Annotated in this window: 19 protein-coding genes and 1 pseudogene; 14 read left to right on the plus strand and 6 right to left on the minus strand. The window is 36.5% G+C overall.

Annotation, left to right across the window (positions count from 1 at the left end; translation table 11 throughout):
* Nucleotides 1-287 precede the first annotated feature (287 nt).
* The 6 genes from EGI24_RS16105 to EGI24_RS16130 all read left to right on the plus strand — a co-directional run bounded on the left by EGI24_RS16105 (nt 288) and on the right by EGI24_RS16130 (nt 7,242).
* Nucleotides 288-590 carry a rhodanese-like domain-containing protein gene (locus tag EGI24_RS16105; RefSeq protein WP_255049543.1) on the plus strand — a complete coding sequence of 101 codons (303 nt, stop codon included), beginning with the start codon at nt 288-290 and terminating at the stop codon, nt 588-590.
* Nucleotides 591-1,440: 850 nt separating this feature from the next.
* A complete protein-coding gene (locus EGI24_RS16110) occupies nt 1,441-1,872 on the plus strand; it encodes a phage integrase SAM-like domain-containing protein (RefSeq protein ID WP_255049544.1) in 432 nt (143 codons plus the stop codon).
* 249 nt (nt 1,873-2,121) lie between these two features.
* Nucleotides 2,122-2,529, plus strand: a complete 408-nt coding sequence (locus EGI24_RS16115) for a tyrosine-type recombinase/integrase (protein ID WP_255049546.1) — start codon at nt 2,122-2,124, stop codon at nt 2,527-2,529.
* 224 nt (nt 2,530-2,753) lie between these two features.
* Complete coding sequence (locus EGI24_RS16120) at nt 2,754-3,344, plus strand: T9SS type A sorting domain-containing protein (protein ID WP_255049547.1); 591 nt, start codon at nt 2,754-2,756, stop codon at nt 3,342-3,344.
* Between the two features lie 260 nt (nt 3,345-3,604).
* Nucleotides 3,605-5,518 (plus strand): tetratricopeptide repeat protein, encoded by a 1,914-nt coding sequence (locus EGI24_RS16125; RefSeq protein ID WP_255049548.1) that lies wholly within the window; start codon nt 3,605-3,607, stop codon nt 5,516-5,518.
* Nucleotides 5,519-5,520: 2 nt separating this feature from the next.
* Nucleotides 5,521-7,242 carry a carbamoyltransferase N-terminal domain-containing protein gene (locus tag EGI24_RS16130; RefSeq protein WP_255049549.1) on the plus strand — a complete coding sequence of 574 codons (1,722 nt, stop codon included), beginning with the start codon at nt 5,521-5,523 and terminating at the stop codon, nt 7,240-7,242.
* A gap of 103 nt (nt 7,243-7,345) precedes the next feature.
* Here the strand turns inward: EGI24_RS16130 and EGI24_RS16135 are convergent, their stop codons facing one another.
* The 5 genes from EGI24_RS16135 to EGI24_RS16155 are packed head-to-tail and all read right to left on the minus strand — an operon-like array spanning nt 7,346 to nt 11,232.
* On the minus strand, nt 7,346-8,191 hold the full coding sequence (locus tag EGI24_RS16135; protein ID WP_255049550.1) for an NAD-dependent epimerase/dehydratase family protein: 846 nt from the start codon (nt 8,189-8,191) through the stop codon (nt 7,346-7,348).
* On the minus strand, nt 8,184-9,788 hold the full coding sequence (locus EGI24_RS16140) for a GMC oxidoreductase (protein WP_255049551.1): 1,605 nt from the start codon (nt 9,786-9,788) through the stop codon (nt 8,184-8,186). The genes EGI24_RS16135 and EGI24_RS16140 overlap by 8 nt, the downstream gene beginning before the upstream one ends.
* Entirely contained in the window at nt 9,779-10,177 is a 399-nt protein-coding gene (locus tag EGI24_RS16145; protein ID WP_255049552.1) for a hypothetical protein, read from the minus strand. Before EGI24_RS16145 ends, EGI24_RS16140 begins: the two co-directional genes overlap by 10 nt.
* The gene (locus EGI24_RS16150; protein ID WP_255049556.1) at nt 10,155-10,511 is read right to left on the minus strand and encodes a DUF2304 domain-containing protein; all 357 of its coding nucleotides are present in this window, start codon (nt 10,509-10,511) and stop codon (nt 10,155-10,157) included. Before EGI24_RS16150 ends, EGI24_RS16145 begins: the two co-directional genes overlap by 23 nt.
* 7 nt (nt 10,512-10,518) lie before the next feature.
* Nucleotides 10,519-11,232 (minus strand): glycosyltransferase family 2 protein, encoded by a 714-nt coding sequence (locus EGI24_RS16155; protein WP_255049558.1) that lies wholly within the window; start codon nt 11,230-11,232, stop codon nt 10,519-10,521.
* Between the two features lie 253 nt (nt 11,233-11,485).
* Between EGI24_RS16155 and EGI24_RS16160 the strand changes: the two genes are divergently transcribed.
* From EGI24_RS16160 to EGI24_RS16170, 3 genes and pseudogenes are all read left to right on the plus strand, one after another.
* A complete protein-coding gene (locus EGI24_RS16160) occupies nt 11,486-11,941 on the plus strand; it encodes a hypothetical protein (protein ID WP_255049577.1) in 456 nt (151 codons plus the stop codon).
* Nucleotides 11,907-12,833, plus strand: coding sequence for a hypothetical protein (locus EGI24_RS16165; RefSeq protein ID WP_255049559.1), 927 nt, complete (start codon nt 11,907-11,909; stop codon nt 12,831-12,833). Before EGI24_RS16160 ends, EGI24_RS16165 begins: the two co-directional genes overlap by 35 nt.
* Nucleotides 12,834-13,033: 200 nt before the next feature.
* Nucleotides 13,034-13,915, plus strand: a pseudogene (locus EGI24_RS16170) (M28 family peptidase).
* Between the two features lie 1,610 nt (nt 13,916-15,525).
* Here EGI24_RS16170 and EGI24_RS16175 read toward each other — a convergent pair.
* On the minus strand, nt 15,526-15,846 hold the full coding sequence (locus tag EGI24_RS16175) for a glycosyltransferase (RefSeq protein WP_255049560.1): 321 nt from the start codon (nt 15,844-15,846) through the stop codon (nt 15,526-15,528).
* 179 nt (nt 15,847-16,025) lie between these two features.
* Between EGI24_RS16175 and EGI24_RS21925 the strand changes: the two genes are divergently transcribed.
* The 5 genes from EGI24_RS21925 to EGI24_RS16205 form a co-directional block, all read left to right on the plus strand.
* Nucleotides 16,026-17,966, plus strand: coding sequence for an exosporium protein (locus EGI24_RS21925; protein WP_310586098.1), 1,941 nt, complete (start codon nt 16,026-16,028; stop codon nt 17,964-17,966).
* Between the two features lie 29 nt (nt 17,967-17,995).
* Nucleotides 17,996-18,763, plus strand: a complete 768-nt coding sequence (locus EGI24_RS16190; protein ID WP_255049562.1) for a 3-coathanger stack domain-containing protein — start codon at nt 17,996-17,998, stop codon at nt 18,761-18,763.
* The gene (locus tag EGI24_RS16195; RefSeq protein WP_255049565.1) at nt 18,760-21,876 is read left to right on the plus strand and encodes a T9SS type A sorting domain-containing protein; all 3,117 of its coding nucleotides are present in this window, start codon (nt 18,760-18,762) and stop codon (nt 21,874-21,876) included. Before EGI24_RS16190 ends, EGI24_RS16195 begins: the two co-directional genes overlap by 4 nt.
* Nucleotides 21,877-22,130: 254 nt before the next feature.
* Complete coding sequence (locus tag EGI24_RS16200) at nt 22,131-22,877, plus strand: SDR family oxidoreductase (RefSeq protein WP_255049566.1); 747 nt, start codon at nt 22,131-22,133, stop codon at nt 22,875-22,877.
* A gap of 141 nt (nt 22,878-23,018) precedes the next feature.
* The coding region (locus EGI24_RS16205) for a TetR/AcrR family transcriptional regulator (RefSeq protein WP_255049567.1) at nt 23,019-23,494 on the plus strand (476 nt) is incomplete at its 3' end.

The following is a 23,494-nucleotide window of genomic DNA, read 5'->3' on the forward strand; positions in this document are numbered from 1 at the left end:
GAAAAAAAAAGCGAAATTTCCAATTATTTACATCTTTTAATTCCATTTTGTCATGAGCACAAATATCTTGATTTGAATTTTCCTAAAGAATTATTGGCAAGGATAATTTACTTAAATTGAATGGTTTAATTTTTATTTTGCCTACAGTTATGTATCGTTGAGCTACTAATTGGTAAATGTTATTCTTAAATAAAAAATATTAACCAATTATAAATCAAAAGTGATATTTCTCACAAAGAATTTGGATTGGTTTGATGATTTTTGTTGAAAATTTAAACAATCAAATTATGGGATTTTTTAGCAGTTTATTTGGTGGAGGTAATAAAGTAGAAATAAAGCAGATTATTGAAAATGGTGCAATAATAATTGATGTGAGGACGCCAGCTGAATTTGCTGGAGGCCATGTGAAAGGATCGGTGAATATTCCTTTAGATAAAATTCAAGGCAATATCAGTAAAATTAAAGGCTATAAAAAACCAATAGTCGTTTGTTGTGCATCAGGAATGCGGAGTTCCAATGCTAAAAGGATACTGATAAAAAATGGATTGGAAGATGTTTACGATGGTGGCAGCTGGATGTCAATAGGTTGATTATATTTTGAGGTTTGTTTTTCAGAAAAAAAAATAGCCTTTGTGAATTTATCATTCAAAAGGCTCTTTTTTCTGAAACCAAGATTCAGTTTGTTGATGAAGTGTAATTCACAGCACAAAATTAAATAGTAGGAGTCTCAAAACAAACCTTTTTTGCGAAAATTCGCTAAATTGAGATAGTTTATTGATAAATATCAAGTATTCATCGACCAAACAAAAATGCCTCATGATTTCAGTACCCTTAGCTTTGGCTATTGGAATTAAGTCTCACAATAGAATAAACTGGGGATTTTTAGTTCTATGAGATACTGGTTCGTGAGCAAATAAAAAAGCCGACTCATTTCTGAATCGGCTTTGAGCCTCTTATCGGGATCGAACCAATGACCTACTGATTACAAATCAGTTATTTTTAGTTTTCAGTATCTTTTGATGTTTATTAATTTTTATCATAAAGTATTGTTTTTCAGTTATTTGATGTTTTTGTTTTTACCCTGCTATTTTTATTTCTTTGAAAAATTACTGCTTTTGTTTTGCACATTTAAATTAAAGCAGTACTAAAAATATGGCAACGTCTAAAATATATTTGGATACTAGGAGAATGATATATGGGTTTGGTATCAGCAAAATATTGGTCATTCATGATCGGTCCCAAAGAATGTACTCTACAGGTATAAAAAATTAAAGAGGATGATTTTAGGAAGTTTCAGTCGCTGGTTACAGAAGATGGTTTAACTGGTAAAGTGAAAAATGAGGAGACAATTTACCTCTTCAAAATCTTTTATCGAAAGGCATTTTTGGTAAAACAGAACTTGAAGGTTATTTACCTAGGTCAAAGAGTATAATTTCTGAGTTGGGGTCAGACTTCACTTTCGAAAAATTTAAGTATCGGTTTGATAATTTCGAAAGTATCCCGAAATCTTCTAATCCAATTAGAATGGGCGTATTTTCTTATTTAGAAGATTATGTAGATATAATGAAAAAGGAAGATAGGATTGGCAGAGCCAACGCATATCGTTCCGCAACGAACTCAATAAAACGCTTCGTTGCAGAAATGCCAAAATCGAATCGAAATGAGCTTAATTTACCTATTTTTAATGGCAATAATTCTATTGAAATACCTTTCGATATTGTAACTGATACCTTCTTGCAAGATTACGAGAATTCGATGCTTCAGAGTGGTAAAAAAGGCAAGTCCAAAGAAGGGGTTAATTCACCTGCAACTTTAACTAGTGCAGGTATAAATTTGAGGCAATTAAGATCCATCTTCAACGTGGCTAAATAAAACGGGATAACAAGCAATTATCCATTCGGTAAGGGATCGTATCAAATACCTGCTGCAAACAATACTAAGAAAGCATTATCTAAATCGGATATTCAAAAAATTCTAACATATCAAGCGAACGCTAAAACGCTAGAACAAAGAAGCCACGATTTATGGGTTTTTTCATATTTAGGAAATGGAATGAACCTTACCGATATCTGTCTTTTGAAAAAGGATGATTTTGACGAAAGAATCTAAACGATAAGGTTTGTGAGAAGTAAAACCAAAAGAACCAACAAAAAGAATCAAAAGTCTATAATTGTTTACTTAGAAGATCAACAGCAAGAGATTTTGAATCGATGGAAAGCAAAATCGGGTCCATTTCTGTTCGAATTTTTGAAATCAGACTTGAATGCCACTAAAATCAAATCTACAGTTTCTCAGATTATTCAAGTTACCAATAAGCATATTCGTGATATTGGTAAAAAACTTGAAATTTGGGATGACATAGCTACTTATAACGCTCGGCATTCTTTTGCAACTGTATTACTTCGAAGTGAGGCACCCATCGCTTTTATTACGAAATCGCTTGGACATTCTAACATTCAAACCACAGAAACTTACCTTGGGTCTTTTGAGGAAGAAAAGGTAAAGGAGTATTTGAAGGCTTTGAGGTGATTTTATTTTAAATTTTTAATTAGAAGATTATAGAGATGATTAGTTACAACAATTTAGATGTAAATATTGGAAATCTATTAGCCAGCATAATCTGCTTGTCACTGTTAAATATTCTTTAATGGTTGCAGAAATTGTACCTCACTTTAAAAGTCATGAAATAATCGAGTACTGAAAATGCAATTTATGGTTTCTATAAAAAAAGGTCTGGCTCAATGTGAGCCAGAATGTCCAGTGAAGAAATCGCGATAAACGAAGGCCAAGAAAACGTAAAAATCTTTGCCACTAAGAATGTAGGCATAGAAAAAGGCAGCCAGATCAACGCCTATCTTCACAGCCAGGCTAGTATAGACATCAAGCATGCAGAAACCAGCAAAAAGACGACCATCAACGGTATTCTTATAGCGACCAAAATAAAATCGGGAAGCAATGTAGTACTCAAAGGACAACCAACCGACTGCAGCAACATAGCAGCAGCCGCTACAAAAGAAGATAGTTTAATAGCCAAAACAGATGAAGCTGAAACAGAATCGATGGAAGAAATTAGCAAAGAACCAATTACCGAAAAGATAAGCTTCGGACCAAATCCTAGCTCAGAGTTCGTTAATATCAGCTTACCAAATATCAGTAAAATCACGAATGTGAAAATTGGCATCAGAGACACCCAAGGCAGACTGCTTAGCATCCAAGAGGCGGTCGTAAACCCAACCAAAATGGATCTACAAGTAGACCTCAGGAAATTCCAAGTTGGACTATATCTGATAGAACTAAAAACCCCAAGCAACAAAAACACTATCAAAGTGCAGGTATTGAGGTAGTATTAAGATTTATTAAATGTGAAACACTCTCTGAAGTTTCAGAGTGTGTTTTTTTTATAAATACTGAATTATATAAACTTTAGAACTTCGGTAAATAACATTTTATTATAGTTAGATTTTTTTTGATTAAATGGTATTCCATAATATAACTGATTTTTCGTAAGTTGTTTTTACGACAAGTATCGTCTTCAGTCTCTGCTTGGTCAACGTAATTTTTCTATTAAATTTGTAGCAAACTTTATACAAATTTTGTAAAGCTCATGAATAAAATAAACAATTGGCTCACGCTTCTTACCATTCTATTTTTAACATTCCTAATTTACAGTAACCATTTCAAAAACGATTTTCATTTTGATGATTCTCATACAATTGTTGATAATCTTTATATCAGAGATTTGAAAAACATACCAAGTTTTTTCAATAATGCACAGACCACCAGTACTTTACCAGCCAATCAAGCATACCGACCTGGACTTACAACGCTAAACGCTATAGATTTTTATTTAGCAGGAAAACCAACCCCTGAGTCTTTCATGTTTCATGTGAGTATTTTTTTTTGGTTTCTTATTTTAGGGGTTTTATGTTATTTTATTTTTCTTTATTTATTACAAAAAAGCCTTGAAAATAAGCCAAACACCTACATTGCATTATTTACAACTGCTTGGTTTTTGCTGCATTCGGGCAATGCCGAAACTATCAACTATATCATTGCTCGGTCTGACTCTTTTTCTACGCTTACCATCGCTTTGTCTTTCGTATTGTATTTATATTTTCCGAAAAGCCATAAATATTATCTTTATTTCATACCTGCTTTTCTTGGTTTTTTTGTAAAAGAATTGACCATGATGTTTATCCCACTTTTGGGTGTGTATAAATTGCTTTTTGAACAAAAACTTTCTGTAAAACAATGGTTTTCTGGCAAAATATTTACGGTTATTAAGCAAGTTGCCATTCCTTTAGGGCTATCCATCGCTCTGTTTTTATTTTCACGCACAAAGACCCCTACTCACTGGGATTCTGGTGGAGCGAGTACACTTCAATATCTCTTCACTCAACCCTTTGTTATGTTCCATTATGCTTATAACTTCGTTTTACCAATAAATTTGGTTGTAGATTCCGACTGGAATATTATTCCTTATACCGATGATAGAGTTTTAGCGGGTTTTTTGTTTGTGTTCGGACTTTTGTTTATTGCTTATAAATGTTCTTTTGATTTAAAAAATATGCCCATTACCTTCGGTATTTTGTGGTTTTTTATAGCATTATTGCCTACATCAAGTATCTTTTCCTTTGCCGAAGTGCTAAACGACCACCGTACTTTTTTTCCTTACATTGGTTTATTTATTGCTTGTGCAACATTTTTTAGAAACATCATCTTTGAGCATCTTTTATTAGAAAAATCAACTTCAAAATGGGTAATTATCACCATAAGTTTTATTTTTTTATCTCTTCATGGTTACGGTACTCGTCAGAGAAATAAGGTTTGGGCTACCGAAGAATCACTTTGGCAAGAATGTACTATCAAAGCTCCCAATAATGGACGTGGCTGGATGAATTATGGTCTTGCTCTGATGCAAAAAGGAGATTATGCTAATGCGATAAACTGTTTCCAACGAACAATTACGATTTGGCCAGAATATGCCTATGGTTATATCAATATGGGCATTGCAAAAGGTGCTTTAGGCGATAAAATTACTGCCGAAGCCAACTTCAAAAAAGCAATTGAGCTCAATCCGAATGTGCCTGAAGCATACAATTATTATGCACAATTTTTGATGAATTCTGGAAGAAGGGATGAAGCAAAAGCATCGCTTGAAAAGGGTTTAAATTTAAGTCCGAGTCACCAAAGATTGTTGGAAACACAACGTACTTTGCAAAGTACACCAAAAGATTTGGTGACGATGGCTAAAGCAAATCCAACACCCGAAAACTACCTTAATTTGAGTCTTCAGTATTATAATGCTGGTGATTTTCAGAAATGTCTTGATGCAGCCAACGAAGCCTTAAAACTACGTCCAGACTATGACCTTGCCTATAATAATATTTGTGCGGCTTATAATCGACTTGGAGATTTTGAAAAAGCGATTAATATTGGCGAAAAAGGTCTAAAAATCAACCCAAATAACCAACTTTTGAGGGGAAATCTTGCAGAAGCATATCAGAAGAAAAAATAACCATGAAAATTTTAGGATTTAATAGCTACGGACACGATTCGGCAGCGGCTTTAATAATCAATAATGAGATTGTTTTTGCTGTTGAAGAGGAAAGGCTCAATCGAAAAAAACATGCAGGTGGATTTCCGGAAACTGCCATTCGTGCTTGTCTTGATTACGAAAAAATTACAATTGATGACCTCGACCACGTAGCTTTTTTCTGGAATCCTACGATTTCTCTATCAAAAATACCTGTTTATTTACTAAAATTTTGGGATAAAGTTCCGATACTTTTAAGAGAACAACGGAGTTTTGAAGTAGAAGAAAATTTAGGAATGTTGAACTATCTTTTGGATATGTATAAACTTCCAAAAAAGCTAAAAGGAAGTTTTCAAGCACAAAATCCAAAGTTTAAATTTCATTTTTTAGAACATCATCTTTGCCATGCGGCAAGTGCGTTTTTCCCCTCTCCTTTTGAGGAATCAGCCATCTTGACCATTGATGGAGCGGGCGAATGGGCAACAACTTTATTGGCAGAAGGAAAGGGCAATAATATTCGTAAAATTCAAACTGTTAATACTCCCTACTCTTTAGGTGCTTTCTATCAAGCGGTTTCGATTCATTTAGGTTTCAAACTCATCGAAGGGCCAGGAAAAATGATGGGTTTGGCATCTTATGGAAACCCCGATGGAAAAGTTTATGAGCAAATGAAAAAACTTTTTCGATTGAAAGAAAATGGTGGATTTGACTTTGATATGAGCTATTTCTCTTATCATTATACCAGAAAATCGGGCGTGAGTGAGAAGTTTACGAAGCTTTTTGGCGAATCAAAAAAAGAAGGTAAAGACTGGACAGAACACGAATTAGAGGTAGCGGCAGCAGCACAGCATATTGTGGAAGATGTGGTGATGCACATGGCCAAACACCTCAAAAAAGTAACAAAAAGCAATTATTTATGCATGGCGGGTGGGGTTGCTCTCAACAGCGTTACCAACGGAATCATTGCCAAATCGGGCTTATTTAAAGATATTTTTATACAACCCGCCGCAGGCGATTCGGGTACTGCGATTGGTGCAGCTTTATTGCTCAATCATCAAAAACTAAATCAGTCAAGAAAAACGCAAGAAACGGCTTTTTTAGGCCCAAAATATGATAATGAAACTTGTCTGAAAGCCATCGAAAAGGCTGGGCTTCCATATCGAATTGCAGGAGATGAAATTTATAATTTTACTGCCGAAAAACTGATGCAAAATAAAATTATTGCGTGGTTTCAGGGCAGAATGGAGTTTGGGCCAAGAGCTTTGGGAAATCGAAGTATTTTGGCGAACCCGATGGATAAGGATATGAAAGATATTCTAAATAAACGAGTTAAGTTTAGAGAAGCTTTTCGCCCATTTGCAGCCATTGTGACGGAAGAAGATTGTGAAACGTTTTTCGACCATGATTACCCAAATCCGTATATGTTGTTGGTTTACAATGTTCGGGAAAAATACCGCAGCATAATGCCATCGTTGACGCACGTTGACGGCACAGTGAGGATTCAGACTGTTAATGAAAACGAAAATGCTCCGATGAAAAAGCTCTTGAAAACTTTTGAGACTTTGAGCGGCTACCCTGTTTTGATTAATACCTCATTTAATATCAAAGGCGAACCAATCGTCTGTACGCCACAAGATGCCGTTCGTTCGTTTGCCAATGCCGATATGGATTATCTGATTTTGAATGATATTATTGTTTGGAAATGATGAACCTCGGCTTCGTTCAGCTACAATTTCTTCGCTCAGCTACCGCTCAACTACTAAAAAGCCATTTTGAGTTTGCAACTCAAAACATCAAATAATGCAAGAGTTACATCTTTATTCTCTCTAAACTTTCTTCAAATGAATGCCATTTTTGAGGCATCATATTTTGCTCAGATGTGGTATCAATATACTTTGAAGTGAGTAAGCCAGTCAGGTTATCTTTATTGATTGGAGGTTTAGAAAATAACTGAAAAAAAGCAACAATAATTTTCATTATCAAAACGGGAATTGGTATAAAGAAGATGTCTTTTTGTAGCTTTTGAGCAATTTTCAAGATAAAATTTTTGTAAAATACTTTTTCAGAATGAGCTAAATGATAAATACCTTTTGCTTGATTTTCTATCAAAAAAATGCCTGATTCTACTAAATCTTCAAGTAAAATTGTTTGAATAATCTGCTTTCCACCGTTCAATAACGGTACAAATTTAGTTTTTGTTAATTGTGTTTGTAACCTTCCGAATATGCCACCATTACCCAAAACTAAGGCCGGTCGAATAATCAATTCATCTTTGAAAAATACTTCTACTGCCAGTTTAGATTTTCCATAATACGAATCAGTAACTGGACTGGCCGCCGCAAAACTTGAAACGAAAACATATTGAGTTAAGTTTAACTTTTTTAGATTTTCGACAGCAAAAATATTGACATCAATGCCATTTCGTTCTTGTTTTTCAAACTGAAAAGCCAAATGGATACAAATATCGACGTCTTCAAATAGTGTTTTATTTAAATCATCTTCCAATCGATATAAATGATATGAAACGCCTTCAAATTTATCAATAGGCATTTTTCTAACCAATGCTTTTACATAATAGTTTTTTTCGACTAATGCCTTTACAAAAGCCTTACCGAGAAAGCCATTTGCTCCTGTTATCGCGATAGTTTTAGGCATTTTTTAATACATTTTGTGCCACTAAATGAGCATTTGCCATTAAAGATAAGGTTAGACCTTTACCTGGGAGAAACTTAAAGCCGGAGCCGTCAGCCACAAAAACATTGTTTGTTCCGAATAATTTTCCTGCGGGTGATAAATGATATAACTGTTCGTTTTCGCTAAAAGGCAATGTGCCTGAATAATGAATACTAGCACCTGTGCTTGTTCTTATCTTATTTAAAATAAGGCAATTAAGTTTAAAGAAAGCTTTTGCGTATAATTTTTCTGTTTCAATAATTTGGTTCGCTTCGTTTCCTTCAAAAGAATAATTGGTCAATAAAGTATCGCCAGTTGGTGAGTCTGATTTTTGTAATTTAATAAAATTTTGTGCTTGATAATCGGCTGGGTGAAAAATGCCCGCAATAAATAAAGCAGGAATCAATAGTTTCAGAAACTTCATACCATCGGCATAATTGAGTGGCATTTGTTTCAGAATCCTAAAATTGAGCATCGACCGATAATTGTAAATCGAAGCCATTGCTACCTCAGAATGGTCGGCATTTTTATCATAAAACATGGCCAATTGCACCAAACCACAAAATTGGTCGATGTTCCGCTTGCCAACAAATGGCCAGTAAACCATTGGCATATAGGTATAAGCGTTACACAAAATAGGTAATTTATCTTTGCTCTGAAACGACCGCATCACAATTCGAGCGGTACTAAGTGTACTTGCCGACAGAATTAGTTTGGTCGCATAAAACAATTGTTTTTTATTGGTTTCAACGTGCATACATTCCAGAATCGTATAATCATTTTCTTCCCAAAAACGCAGTGCTAACCAGCCTTTCTGATACTCGATTTTACCCTTTTTTAGTAAATTATGAATAGTAATCGCAGGTCGATAAGCACTGTTGCCTTCGTTAGCATAAAAATCTAAATCCTTGTAGGTATACGCTTGTCGGTCAGCTTTATTTTCGGTCAAAAGTGCAATGGCAGGACGGCCGATAAAGAGCTTTTTTTGATTAAAATAAACTTCCTTTTTACGGTAACGTTGATACAAACTTTCAGCGGCAGGATTTAGCTTGATTGAAGGCTGTAAATCAATCAAATTATTATGACAAAAGCTGCATACATCATCGTTTTTCTCACCCGAAATCCCAATTCGACTAGCAATTGCTTTATACGATTCATTCATTAGAGTAGTCGAAAGTCCTACTTTTTTGAGTTCATTTTCTGAAAAAACGCAACTTCCCAGCCCCCAACCACTGCCAAGTCCACCCAAAGCTAAAGACTCTACTGGAAAAAAATTATTAGACCTAACAGGCAAAAACTTGTCCGTTAGCTCAGTCATAAACTTTCGTTGAGCCATTTGTTGCGGAATATTTGGGTGCGAGTTTTCGCTTAAAACCTCCAGTTCTTTGCCCAGAAAAAAATCAGATTGTTGTTTATCGTTGAATCTTTTTGCGATAAAATCGGTATTCTCCGTACTTGCATTTTCGTTTTCAACGCCCACATCAATCACCAAAACCCTTTTGCCAGATTCGGCAAGCGTTTCGGCCGCCATTGCACCAGTGCATCCCGAACCCACAACGATATAATCAATTATTTCCATCCTAAAACCAAAATCAAAAAAACACCAATAATTCCTCTCAAAACTGCCACTGAACCTCTGAAAAGCATTTTAAAAACCGAAAACGAAACATCTTTTTCATTCAAAAATAACTGCACAAATTGAGGTTCAGTTTCGATAAAAGCACTCATTACCATAATTCGCTTTCTAATACCATTTTTTGGATTTAAAAATGCCCAAGCTCCATCTGCAAAAGGTAGTAAAAATGGCATTTTGATTAAATACCGAAGTACGCTTGCTTCTTTTTCGCTCAAACTTAACTTTAATTTTTCAATGGCTTTGGTGTACTTTATGAGCAAAGCTTCATCATCGACTTTTGCATCCAAATATTGAGCAAATATTTTGGCCTCAGGCAGCATCGTTCGATTCATCTTTTTTTACTTTTTGTTTCATCAACGCTATTTCTTGCGTCAGTTTAGTAATATCTTTTTGAAGTTTGGTATTTACCATTGATAAATGCAGTAAATAAATTAAAATAATAAAAATAAATGAGGTAAAGACTAAGTTTGGAGCTTCAAAAATTCCGAATGCTTTTGCCAACACTTCCAATCCATTTCTCCAAAACGAAAAAAACATCAATACAATCGTACAAACTATCCACGCTATTGCATATTCTTCTCGCAGTTTTCCTTTGATGATTAATCGTGCAATATAAAATAGCAAAAGGCTATTGATAAAGATAATGATAATCTGAATTTTCTGCATGACCGTATTATTTTACCTTCCGAATATAAGAAAAAAACATAGCAATGGTTACTTTTATCATGTAATACATCTGTGAAAAATATCGGATGGATGATTGTCCGCCTTGTCGAGGTTTCATCATTACGGGCGTTTCTGCAATCGAAAAACCAGCTTTGGCAAAAATAACTAAAGATTCGGGTTCAGGATATTCGTCAGGATAATATCGAGCAGCTAAGGCGATGGCTTTCTTGTCAAAAAGTCGAAAACCAGACGTAATATCGTAAATGTTCTTTTTAGTAAAAACTTTATTGAGCCAATGAAGGTAAAAAATGCCAAATCGCCTCAAAGCCGAAGACTGAAAACCTCGTTTAGTGATAAATCTTGAACCGATTACGATATTTGATTTTGTTTCATGATAAACATTGAGTAATTTCTGAATTTCAGCAGGTGGATGCTGTCCATCACCATCAACTTGAATCGCCACATCAAAGTCATTTTCAAGGGCATATTTAAAACCTGTTTGCACCGCTCCACCGATACCTAAGTTTACAGTTAAATCTAAAAGAATTATATCGAATTGGCTTACCACTTCGGCCGTTTTATCTATTGAACCATCATTTACTACTATCACATTTACGTCGTAATGTCCCGAAAAATCAATCATTGATAACTCACCCAAAAGGATAGCAATAGACTGCTCTTCATTGAAGCACGGAATAATGATCAGAGCCTTTTTAGTCATTGAAATAATTAATAAAACATATCTATATAGTCAATTTCAATGCAAAATGAATTGTTTTTTGGTTTTTTCCTATTGAAAAATCATAAAAAATGTAATCGTTTACCGTAAAGTTAAATTCATCATTTTTATTCTAATGTATGATTACATAACTTTCAAAACTATTTATTAAAAAACATGTCTATGCAAAGACAAATTGACTCACTTTAGAGCAAATTGACTCCAATTGTAAACAAAAAATAATAAAAATATGGAAATGAAACTTTACTTATCTTTTTTGTTAAGTTTAATACTCTCAAGTATTTATGCCCAAGATTTAGAAGTAACTGGGCAAGTCAAAATCAAAGGTGGCCCTCCCGCTGCTGGAAAAGTGCTTACGTCTAACGCAACTGGGGTTGCAACTTGGGAAAACCCAACGGGAGCGACGGGTGCAACTGGACCAATGGGAATTTCAGGCCCAATAGGTGCAGCAGGACCAACGGGAGCAACAGGTGCAACAGGTGCAACGGGTCTGGGCGGAGCAACAGGTACAACCAATTTTATTCCCAAATTCGTAAGTGCCAATACCATAGGTAATTCTCAAATACAAGATAATGGCACTTCCGTAGGGTTAAATGTAACTCCTGTGATACAAAGCAAATTTTATACGTATATGAATCAATTAACAATCAATGGTGATGGACAGTCATCCTTTTATGGTTATCGGACATGAGATTCTTAGAATGATGGAACAGGTTATTCACAATCAATTACAAATACTGCAACAAAGGGCCTTAATTTTTGGGGAGATGTCTATACATTTGGTGGGTGGTTGGAGTTATAATGATTATTCTCGAACCGCGGGTACTTTTGGTGCTGAATATAATGGTACTTATTGGGGGGCATTGGGTTATCGAAGTAGTGGTTTATTAAATTATGGTGTTTATGGTAGTGCTGCTTATGCCTCCGGTGGTGGTTATGCACCAAATGAGCGAGTTGCTACTAACATTGGAGGAGGATTCTTTGGTATGATTGGGTCAGTAACAAAAGGCGAGATAATTGGACAAATCAATGATGGAGAACTCTTTTCTACCTATAATGTTGGCGATGTTTACACTTCTGGTAAACAAGTAGAGCTAATTAATTCGGGCGAAGATATGCTTCCATCATATTCAAAGAGATCCCCCGATGCCGTTGTTTATAAGCAAGGCAAAGCACGCTTAATTGAAGGTAGAGATACCATAAAGTTTGAGGCAAAATATGCAAGAATGTTAGGCGAAAGCCCGATAGTAACCATAACGCCAATGGGTCAGTGCAATGGTGTTTATATAGTTTCAGTAGACAAAGAAGGTTTTATGGTTGAAGAACTGAATAAAGGCAAATCTAATGTTGATTTAGGTTGGATTGCGGTCGGAGATAGAATCGATGCAAAAACAAGCGAAGTGCCTACATTTTTGACAAAAAGTTCCTTCAATAAAGACTTAAAAAGGGTTATGCAAACAGATGGAAACACCTCTCAAAATGGCGAAGGCATGTCTTGGGATGGTAAAACTTTGCGTTTAAATTTAGATGGTGTTGTACAAAAACCTATCATTAAAGAGCCAGAAATACTTCCAATCACTTAAAATCAAAATACAAACACCAGTACGAATACTGAAAATGGCACAAAAACTGATGCGGGTACAAAAACTGGAACAAATCCAGGAGTTGGTCCATTTCCTAGTTCACCAAAAGGTAATAAAATTAAATAGAATACTTTGAGCGATTGACTTTAGAAATGGTCTTTGTGCTCTATTTTTGAAGTTAATTGCTAAATTATCAATTAATGAAATTTAGCTTATCTTTCATATTTTTATTGTTAAGTAACAGTACAATAGCTCAACAATCTACTGACGGTAATCTTATTTTTTATTACAAAAAAATCATACAAATATTAGCACATTATAGCCTAAATGGTCGGTCGGCTAGTTCTATATTTGAAGATAAAGCCGCTAAGTTTATTTATCAGGAATTCGAATCCACATTTTCTGCAAAACCTAAAATCCATGAATTTACCTATCAGACCGATAGTAATCATTTCTCCAAAAACATTTATTATTTTGTTAACAATCATGCCGATAGCACGATACTTATTGGAGCTCATTATGACCATATTGGTTTGGGAGAAAATCGTTCTAGAAGTTACGGAAAAAAAGGGATTCATAATGGAGCAGACGATAACGCTTCTGGAGTTGCATTAATGCTCGCTATCGCCCAAAGCCTTAATTCTTTGAGTACAAAAAAGTATAATTACGTTTTTGTAGCTTATTCGGCACACGAAATTGGCTTGTTTGGTTCTGCCGCCTTTGCATTATTTTGTAGAAATAAACTCCCACCATTGGCTCTTGTAATTAATTTTGATATGGTAGGTAGATTTGATAAAAATGCAAGAGTCTTGAATATTTATGGTAAAAAAACGCTTCTTCAACACCAATATTTCTTCGAAACAACCACCTTCAGTGGTAAAATACACACAAGCTAGCACGAAAAATTATTCATGACTGATGCAAAAGTCTTTGTCGAAACAGGCATTCCTTCGCTTTCTTTTACAACAGGCTTACATGACGACTTTCATAAAATTTCAGACGATGAAATTTATATAAATTATGATGGTATTCGAATAATCCAGCAACTAATTGAATCATTTTTAAAATTCATAACAACCTAAAAATGACAAATAGAATAATTGTAGTTACCATGACTAAAATCATTCAAAAGTCAATATTGTATGGTTAAGCTCAGATAAGAATTCCATCTCCTAATGGAGAGATCGTTCTAACATACGACTTTTGTACGGTCGGCCGATGACTGGGGGGGTAAAGTAATATAAATTTCTTGTATAAATGACAATGATTCATTAGTTTAAAATTCTTGCACTTATCCAGCCAAAAAATATTATTCTTTTAAAGGTTTTTATCTATATAATAAATCCTTTTTTTCTGACAAAATTGTTTGAAAGCATTAATTAGACCATGTTTACTCAAATTTCCATTTCTCAAATAATTCTTCCTACAGATTTGATATAAATGTTGGTCTTTCACTGCATTTGTTTCGTTTACAACCTGCCACTTACTCCCTTATAATAGTTGAAAGTTTCACGATTTGTATTATACTAATAAATCATTTTATTTAATGGCATTAAGACTCCTTCGAGAATTATCAAGCAAAGGAAGTTTTTCGGAAAAAAAATACAGAATTCCGCATTGAAGTTGAGATAAAAGACTGTTTGAATTTCATTAAACCTTTTGATTTTTTTGTAGAAGAATATGCCGAAAAGTTTCCTTTCTTATACGAAATTAAACTGTAAAAAGATCTTGTTCCAATTTAAGAAACAAAAGATACTGCAAAAAAAACATAGCATCTTATAAATCAATTATATTTTCGAAAAGAAGCATCAATGCACTTAATTTTTGGTGTCTGTCCATCAGCAAATCAATAATTCATAGATACAATTTTTGAAGAGAATTGGTGTAGAAAACGGGGAAGAAACCATCTTGCTTTGTGGCAGCCTCCTTCTATACTTTGCATGGCTTTTGGTGTAAGTTTTAAGGATTTTTGGACTAGCAATTCGCTTTATTTCTGGGTATTTGGTACTAATAGCTTATTAGGTAAAAACGCCCAATGGCCTTCTGGCTTCGAAAAAGATTTTAATGATTTATTGAATGGGTAGAAATCTTCTTGCCAGGTTAGGGCTAGATTGCTAATGACACAACTTTGGGACTTTAAAAGCGAAGGGCAAACTCTGTCGGAGGTACCACCGATTATGTCGATACTGACTCATTAACGATGGTAATCGAAGTCTTGGAAGTTAGTTTTGAATCGGACAATAAGGTTTTCAGAATCCATAAGCAAGCGAGCCTTACTCCGATTAACAATTGAGTAAGATATTGAAAATGGAAATCTTAGTTTAAAAAGATTTCATAGTTGGTGAGGTTCGATTGACTGTGAACCAACTTTCATTTCGATTAATGATTTTGAAATTCCTAATAGAATTCAACGCTGGACAGCTCACTCAAACAGAAATTGGCATATCAGTTAGTTCTATGTCTCAAAACATGCTTTGCTCATGGTGTTTTAATTCATTTTCAACATGTAGATAAAGTATACAGCCGAGTTATTTTCAGGTGTGAAATAAGGACTCTATTCGAGAAAAGGTGGTCTATCAATCAAGAAAAACGATGGTTTAATAGCTAAAGATGGTTGAAAAAAATTTACTTTCCACTTTGCCATATTTTTTGTGATTGAGCCAATAAAATATTTGGAATAGACTGGAGGACATCATGCCAACTTGCCCAGACCCAATTTGTTGGGCTTTGGATAAAGATAAATTATGAGTAAATCCAGAATACCTAGATTAAAGTCATTTTCAAAAGCAAATTCCAAAGTATTTTGTACCTCTCTTCCGATGTCAAAATTTACAGGAAGATTCAATAAATTTAAAGGATATTTCGAAACAATTTCGGCTGTTTTATCAGTTGAGAAATAATCTATCACAACTATATTGACCAAATTATCTTTGAATTCCAAAAATTCCTCTAAAAGGGGACCTATGGCCTCTTTTTCGTTGTAGTATGGTATGATAACAAGGGGTTTGAACATTAAAAAGCAACAGAAATTTGTATTAAAATCTACCTATTAAAAAGATTCAAAAAACATTAAAAGAATATTTTTTTGTAAGAAAGGCTTTTTTTCTTAATTTTCCGAAAAACCATTGGAGTTAAGTTTTTTTAGGATTGCTTGGCTTTTGAAAACTAAAAAAAATATTTATTCAATCAAAAATGAAAAAATATCTACTACTGGGATTATTTTCTGTCTTCACCTTTATAGCCCACTCACAAGTTCCACAAGGTATACCTTATCAAGCTGTAGCTAGAAATGGTGCTGGAAATTTACTTGTTAGTCAGTCCATTTCAGTCAAATTTAGCATATTGACTGGCGGTCCCTCAGGTTCAGTAGTTTATGCAGAAACCCACGCTGCTACTACATCTTCACTTGGTTTATTTAATTTAACGGTTGGTAATGGAGTACCACAATTGGGTACCTTTTCGGGTATAAACTGGGCAACTGGTACAAAATTTCTTCAAGTAGAGATGGACCCTGCTGGCGGATCGAGCTATATTAATCTTGGAACAACTCAAATGATGAGTGTACCCTATGCACTATATGCCGCTACAAGCGGAACACCTGGAGTAACAGGTCCTACGGGTGCACAAGGAATTATGGGAGTTGCTGGTTCAACTGGGGCAACGGGAGCTACGGGGTCAACTGGTTCAACAGGAGCAACTGGTTCGAATGGAGCGACAGGTGCTACAGGAGCTGTAGGTTCAAATGGGGCAACGGGTGCAACGGGGCCAACTGGTCCAGCAGGAGCAGCTGGACTCGCTGGTTTAAATGGAGCGACTGGTGCTACAGGGCCAACTGGTTCAATAGGAGCAACTGGTTCGAATGGAGCGACAGGTGCTACTGGAGCTGTAGGTTCAAATGGGGCATCGGGTGCAACGGGGCCAACTGGTCCAGCAGGAGCAGCTGGACTCGCTGGTTTAAATGGAGCGACTGGTGCTACGGGGCCAACTGGTTCTACAGGAGCAGCTGGACTCGCTGGTTTAAATGGAGCGACTGGTGCTACAGGGCCAACTGGTTCAACAGGAGCAACTGGGGCTAATGGAGCCACTGGACTCGCTGGTTCAAATGGAGCGACTGGTGCTACGGGGCCAACTGGTGCTACGGGTTCAAATGGGGCAACAGGAGCTACAGGGCCAACTGGTTCAACTGGTGCTAATGGAGCTACTGGTGCCACGGGGTCGAATGGTTCAACTGGTTTAACAGGAGCTACAGGTCCAACTGGTGCTACAGGATCGAATGGTTCAACTGGTTTAACTGGTGCTACTGGAGCCACTGGATCTGCTGGTTCAAATGGAGCAACAGGAGCTACAGGTCCAACTGGTTCAACAGGTGCTAATGGAGCCACTGGGGCTACAGGACAGAATGGTTCAAGTGGTTTAACAGGTGCTACTGGAGCCACTGGATCTGCTGGTTCAAATGGAGCAACAGGAGCTACAGGTCCGACTGGTTCAACAGGTGCTAATGGAGCCACTGGGGCTACAGGACAGAATGGTTCAACTGGTTTAACAGGTGCTACTGGAGCCACTGGGTCTGCTGGTTCAAACGGAGCAACAGGAGCTACAGGTCCAACTGGTTCAACAGGTGCTCATGGAGCCACTGGGGCTACAGGACAGAATGGTTCAACTGGTTTAACTGGTGCTACAGGAGCAACAGGATCAGCGGGTTCGAATGGTTCAAATGGAGCGACAGGTGCTACAGGTGCTACAGGTGCTACAGGTGCAACAGGAGCAGCTGGTTCTGCCTCAATTTCTATAGATGCAAGTATTAGTGGTACTTCTAGTAACTCAAGCGTTTTTGGTAGTGCTAACGGCACGGAGGTTTATACCACCACTGTGGCAACTGCTGGCATTTATATGGTAAATTTTTCTTTGAAAGCTACTATTTTAGGTGGAACAAACATAATTGCTTATTTGCGACAAAATACAACAGACATAGCATATGATGGTGGTTATTATAATGCTGGGGGCACAAATGATGCTATTATAAATTTGACCGGTATAGTAAATGCTTCGGTTGGAAATACCATTTCCATAAGAGTATCTGCTTCTAATGGAACGCACCCAATAACTGGCAAAATAACGATTGTAAAATTATAATTTATGTACTTTTCAAGGTACTGGCAACCATGAGAATAAAAAAACTTACAATTTTTATTGCTGTCATAGGCGTTTTTATATCCTCAATGATTCATGCCCAAGTGTCAATTAGTTCGAAAGTAATTGGTACATCGGGAGGGAATTCACTGGGAAGCGACCTTCAAGTTTCATGGACCTTAGGTGAAACTTTTACCACTGAATTGACAGGAGTGAATTTGGCACTCACTCAAGGTTTTCAACAAAGCATATGTACAATTAAAATATCTACTCATCCACAAAATTCAAGTATATGTCAAGGGAACAACACAAGCTTCACTGTTACAGCCAATGAGACTGGTGCGTCATATCAATGGGAGGTAAATTCAGGTTCTGGGTTTGTATCAGTAGTAGGGGGTTCGGTTTATTCAGGTCAAAATACGGCCACTTTGAGTTTAGCTTTTCCTCCTGCAGCATACAATGGGTACCAATACCGTTGTGTCGTGCGTAATAATGGTTGCTCGGCAACCTCAAATACTGCAAACTTATCGTTGAGTGGTTCAGCCGAAGCTCTAAACATAGTAAATATAAACCCAATCAGTGGATTATATAGCCAAACAGCCGTGGCATACACAATTGCTATAAATAAACTCGAACCAAATGCCAATGTTATCTTTAAATCTGGTAATGCTATAGAACTTTTGCCTGGTTTTGAAACACGTTCAGGAGTTGTGTTTAGTGCGAAAATAGAAGGTCTTTGCGGCTTTTCAGTGAGCAATGTTCCTAACTTTGATAATCTGCCAAAAGAATTAAGAAAATGAGAAAGTCTTTTAGAACATCTAATAATATATTGAAAATTTTTATTTTACTTTTTTGTTCTTTATCTGGTTATTCAAAGACGTTGATAACCTCAGCGAGTCAAGTGGGGAATACCAACAACATAACGGTTAACTGGGGGGAGACTGATGTGACGATTAATTCACCAAGTGTAACGCTCAATAAGTATCAGATCAAATATAAGCCAGTGGGGGGGAGTGAGACTACCATTGATAATATTAGCAGTACATTAAGGACTTACACTATCGCGGGTTTAACATTAGGATTAACTTATGAAGTGGAGCTCATAGAAGTTATTAGGATAATTTTGCCTCCTTCACCTTACAATATTCTTCCATTTATTGATACGTCGATAAGCTCAGGAGTAAGTACTGTAGCGACAAACGCAGCCCCAATTGCAGTTTGCACTCCGCTTACAGTGCCACTAGGAAGCAACTGTATAGCGACAGTAACGGCAGAGCAAATAGGAGCGGGGTCAAGTGATCCTAATGGAGATGCCATTACTTACAGTATCAGTCCAATAGGCCCCTTTGGAGTGGGAACACACAGTGTTACACTTACCGTAACAGATATTTATGGAGCGAGCAATAGTTGTGTAAGTACTCTGACAGTCATAGATAGCGAAAGTCCCAAAGTACTACTGAAAGATGCGGTAGTGAACCTAAGTGCATCAGGAGTAGGTATATTGACATTGTCAGATATAAATGCCGGTATCACCGACAACTGCGGAGTGACGGGTATTGAAATTAACAAGACACAGTTTGGTTGTGGAGACATAGGCTTTCAGTGGGTAAGTGTGACAGCAAGAGATGCTGCAGGCAACACCACTACAGCCATGTGTAGGGTCAATATAAAGGATGTTTCAGCTCCACATGTGATTACAAAAAATGCTGTTATAAATCTTAATTTTGATGGGTTTGCATTGTTGGATGTAAAAGACATAGATGCAGGCAGTTGGGATTTATGTGGTTCACATACCTTAAAACTCAGTAAATCTGTGTTTAGTTGTACTGAAGTTGGCAACAATTCCGTGACATTGATAGCAACTGATGCCGCTGGAAACGAATCAAGAGCAACAGCCAATGTGTTGATAATTGATAATATACCACCATATTCCACGTCTAAAAATATCGACTTGGTAATTGACAAAAATGGTATACCTCAGCTTGGCCTTAATACACCTGGCTTGAATGTTTACGACGCCTGCGGTCTGAAATCTGTTACATTTTCAGAGCAACAACTGAACTGTGAAGTTAAAACTAAGGATGTTAGAATTACGGCCATCGACAAAAATAACAATACCTCGAGTTTTGTGACTTCCGTAACACTGAAAGACAATATTTTGCCAGAAATAAAAACTAAACCTGTCACACTTTACCTTGGCAAAGACGGCAAAGCAAGCCTTACAGCAGCCATGATGAACAACGGCAGCTCGGACAACTGTAAGATAGATTCTATTTATTTTTCAAAAAACAGTTTCACCTGTGAAAACATTGGCAAAGACAGTGTGACCTTTTATGCAAAAGACAATTACGGCAATATCTCGATGAAAAGAGAATCTATCACGGTCATAGACAGCATGGCACCGAGTATTCTCACCAAAGACTTCACGGTTTCCTTGGATGCCCAAGGCAAAGGAACCTTGAAGGTAGAGGATATAGACAATGGTAGCACTGACAACTGTGGCATAAAGAGCAAAACATTGTCTAAAACAAGCTTTGACTGCACCAATGCAGGCAAGGTAGAAGTGACTTACACAGTAGAGGACAACAACGGAAACAAGGCAGAGAAGAAACTGCAAATCACAGTAGCTGAAAGCACCAAACCAACACTGAAACTGAAAGAGAACCTCATTTTTAGTTTAGATAAAGATGGATTTGTAAAGCTAACAGCCACGCAAATAGTAGCAGAAGCCACGGACAATTGCGGTGTAAAACAGACCACCCTAAGCAAAGAAAGCTTCAACTGTAGCAATGTGGGCAAAATCGACATCACCGTTACCACGACCGATAACTCGGGTAACGTCACAACTGCTACAGCAAATATTACCATCACCGATAACCAAGGTAACTGTCTGTGTTCATACGCCATGTTGGCTTCAGAAAACATTGAGGTAAACGGCAGTGCGATTGAATATGGTGGACTCGGAACCTATCAGGCAGGCAAAACGATAAACCTGAGCAAAACGACTTTTGGAGCGGCAAATGTCTTCGTAAAATCGGATGTTTTGGTGGCGGATACCCAGCCGAGCTTGGTTATAAAAGGCATAGCACCTACGCCGCTGGCCTTTGAAGCCAACGACAAAAGCACCAGCAAAAAACTAAAAGTAAAAAACGACAAAGAAGGCAGTTTTAGCGAAAATGACTTTGGCAAAGTAAAAATTGGCAAAAGTGCTACATTAACTTACACAGGAAGCGGCGATGTATATTTCAAGACCTTGAAAATAAAGAAAGGGGGCAAACTTAACTTTCAGCAAACGACCAAAGTACACATCAAAACTTACACCAGACTTGGTCAAGAAATCACGATAAACGAAGGCCAAGAAAACGTAAAAATCTTTGCCACGAAGAATGTAGGCATAGAAAAAGGCAGCCAGATCAACGCCTATCTGCACAGCCAGGCTAATATAGACATCAAGCATTCAGATGCCAGCAAAAAGACGACCATCAACGGTATTCTTTTAGCGACCAAAATAAAATCGGGCAGCAATGTAGTACTCAAAGGCCAACCAACCGACTGCAGCAATACCACCGAAGCCGCTACAAAAGAAGATAGTTTACTAGCCAAAACAGATGAAGCTGAAACTGAATCGATGGAAGAAATTAGCAAAGAACCAATTATCGAAAAGATAAGCTTCGGACCAAATCCTAGCTCAGAGTTCGTTAATATCAGCTTACCAAATATCAGTAAAATCACGAATGTGAAAATTGGCATCAGAGACACCCAAGGCAGACTGCTTAGCATCCAAGAGGCGGTCGTAAACCCAACCAAAATGGATCTACAAGTAGACCTCAGGAAATTCCAAGTTGGACTATATCTGATAGAACTAAAAACCTCGACCAACAAAAATATTATTAAAGTGCAGGTATTGAGGTAGTATTAAGATTTATTAAAAGATAGAAACACACTCTGAGATTTTGGGGTGTGTTTTTTAATTGAAATTAACTTCTAAATACGCTCAAGCTGTCCTAAAAAAATCAGATATGTTTCTAACCAAATTGAAGTTTTTTTCTAACAAATTATTCATTTAAACAATAACGTGCTTATTTTTCAAACGCTAAAAAAGTAATTGCAAAATTTCTAATCATAAAAATAATACCTTCTTTTACGCTTAGATTACATAATATAAGGATGAAGCGTACCATATTAATAACTGGAAGTAGTAGGGGAATAGGTGCTGCAACAGCTTTGTTAGCAGCCAAAAAAGGATATCAGGTTTGTTTAAATTATCTTAGCAATGCCCAGGCAGCAGAAGGTATTGTAAAAGTAATCATTGAGAATGGTGGGAAGGCAAAAGCATATCAAGCTGATGTTTCATCTGAAAGTGAAGTGATTTCATTATTCTCAAAAATTGACTCCGATTTTGGCTCAATTTCAGCATTAGTGAACAATGTGGGAATTCTTGAGAAGCAATCCAGCCTAATTGAAATGGAATTTATTAGAATCCAGAAAGTTATAAATACCAATATCATAAGTAACCTTATTTGTTCTAAAGAGGCAATAAAACGTATGTCAACAAAATACGGTGGTAAAGGTGGTTCCATAGTAAATGTTTCCTCAATTGCCTCCAAAACTGGTTCGCCCAATGAATATGTTGATTATGCTTCTTCAAAAGGTGCAATCGATACTTTAACCGTTGGGCTTTCAAAAGAATTAGCTGGAGAAGGTATCAGAGTTAATGCGGTAAGACCTGGGTTTATTTACACCGATATACATGCTGATGGAGGAGAAGTAAATAGAGTTGATAGACTAAAAGCTTCAATTCCACTTAAAAGAGGAGGACAACCAATAGAAGTTGCAAATTCCATACTTTGGCTTCTTTCAGATGAAGCATCATATGTAACAGGTACCTTTCTCGATGTTGCTGGGGGTAGATAAAGAAAACTGCCTTATCATTTCAAATTATATCTCCATTTTCTTAAATGTTTAAAGTAATACTTACTTAATATTTATTTCGTCTTCGCATTGGATTGTCATAGTATTAAAATTCAACTAGTGATTAAATAAATCAAATAATATTTGGAATTCACAAACCGAACGGTTTATATTTGTTCCATGTTTACAAAATCAGATATCACCAGGCAAACCATCATTGAAAAATCGGCACCGATTTTTAATACCAAAGGGTATAGTGCCACCTCTATGAGTGATATTTTGGCGGCTACTGGCCTAACCAAGGGTGGTGTTTATGGCAATTTTGAAAGCAAAGATCAAATCGCCATTGAAGCGTTTGAACATTCCATTTCAAAACTTCAAGAGGCATTAAGGTTCAAAATTAAGAAGGAAAATACAGCCAAAGACAAACTTTTGTTTGAAAGCAAAGATCAAATCGCCATTGAAGCGTTTGAACATTCCATTTCAAAACTTCAAGAGGCATTAAGGTTCAAAATTAAGAAGGAAAATACAGCCAAAGACAAACTTTTGGCTATTTTAACATTCTATAAAAACTACAGTATTAATCCTTTGACTGAAGGAGGTTGTCCGTTGCTTAACAC

Source organism: Lacihabitans sp. CS3-21 (genome assembly GCF_024343675.1).
GTDB lineage: Bacteria > Bacteroidota > Bacteroidia > Cytophagales > Spirosomataceae > Leadbetterella.

What these genes read in the sequence shown, in the direction of transcription:
- EGI24_RS16145 (WP_255049552.1), bottom strand. Translation starts at nt 10,177, where the DNA reads ATGAATCGAACGATGCTGCCTGAGGCCAAAATATTTGCTCAATATTTG.
- EGI24_RS16105 (WP_255049543.1), top strand. Translation starts at nt 288, where the DNA reads ATGGGATTTTTTAGCAGTTTATTTGGTGGAGGTAATAAAGTAGAAATA.
- EGI24_RS16160 (WP_255049577.1), top strand. Translation starts at nt 11,486, where the DNA reads ATGAAACTTTACTTATCTTTTTTGTTAAGTTTAATACTCTCAAGTATT.
- EGI24_RS16175 (WP_255049560.1), bottom strand. Translation starts at nt 15,846, where the DNA reads ATGTTCAAACCCCTTGTTATCATACCATACTACAACGAAAAAGAGGCC.
- EGI24_RS16120 (WP_255049547.1), top strand. Translation starts at nt 2,754, where the DNA reads ATGTCCAGTGAAGAAATCGCGATAAACGAAGGCCAAGAAAACGTAAAA.
- EGI24_RS16150 (WP_255049556.1), bottom strand. Translation starts at nt 10,511, where the DNA reads ATGCAGAAAATTCAGATTATCATTATCTTTATCAATAGCCTTTTGCTA.
- EGI24_RS16190 (WP_255049562.1), top strand. Translation starts at nt 17,996, where the DNA reads ATGAGAATAAAAAAACTTACAATTTTTATTGCTGTCATAGGCGTTTTT.
- EGI24_RS16125 (WP_255049548.1), top strand. Translation starts at nt 3,605, where the DNA reads ATGAATAAAATAAACAATTGGCTCACGCTTCTTACCATTCTATTTTTA.
- EGI24_RS16140 (WP_255049551.1), bottom strand. Translation starts at nt 9,788, where the DNA reads ATGGAAATAATTGATTATATCGTTGTGGGTTCGGGATGCACTGGTGCA.
- EGI24_RS16155 (WP_255049558.1), bottom strand. Translation starts at nt 11,232, where the DNA reads ATGACTAAAAAGGCTCTGATCATTATTCCGTGCTTCAATGAAGAGCAG.
- EGI24_RS16195 (WP_255049565.1), top strand. Translation starts at nt 18,760, where the DNA reads ATGAGAAAGTCTTTTAGAACATCTAATAATATATTGAAAATTTTTATT.
- EGI24_RS21925 (WP_310586098.1), top strand. Translation starts at nt 16,026, where the DNA reads ATGAAAAAATATCTACTACTGGGATTATTTTCTGTCTTCACCTTTATA.
- EGI24_RS16200 (WP_255049566.1), top strand. Translation starts at nt 22,131, where the DNA reads ATGAAGCGTACCATATTAATAACTGGAAGTAGTAGGGGAATAGGTGCT.
- EGI24_RS16165 (WP_255049559.1), top strand. Translation starts at nt 11,907, where the DNA reads ATGGACAGTCATCCTTTTATGGTTATCGGACATGAGATTCTTAGAATG.
- EGI24_RS16130 (WP_255049549.1), top strand. Translation starts at nt 5,521, where the DNA reads ATGAAAATTTTAGGATTTAATAGCTACGGACACGATTCGGCAGCGGCT.
- EGI24_RS16135 (WP_255049550.1), bottom strand. Translation starts at nt 8,191, where the DNA reads ATGCCTAAAACTATCGCGATAACAGGAGCAAATGGCTTTCTCGGTAAG.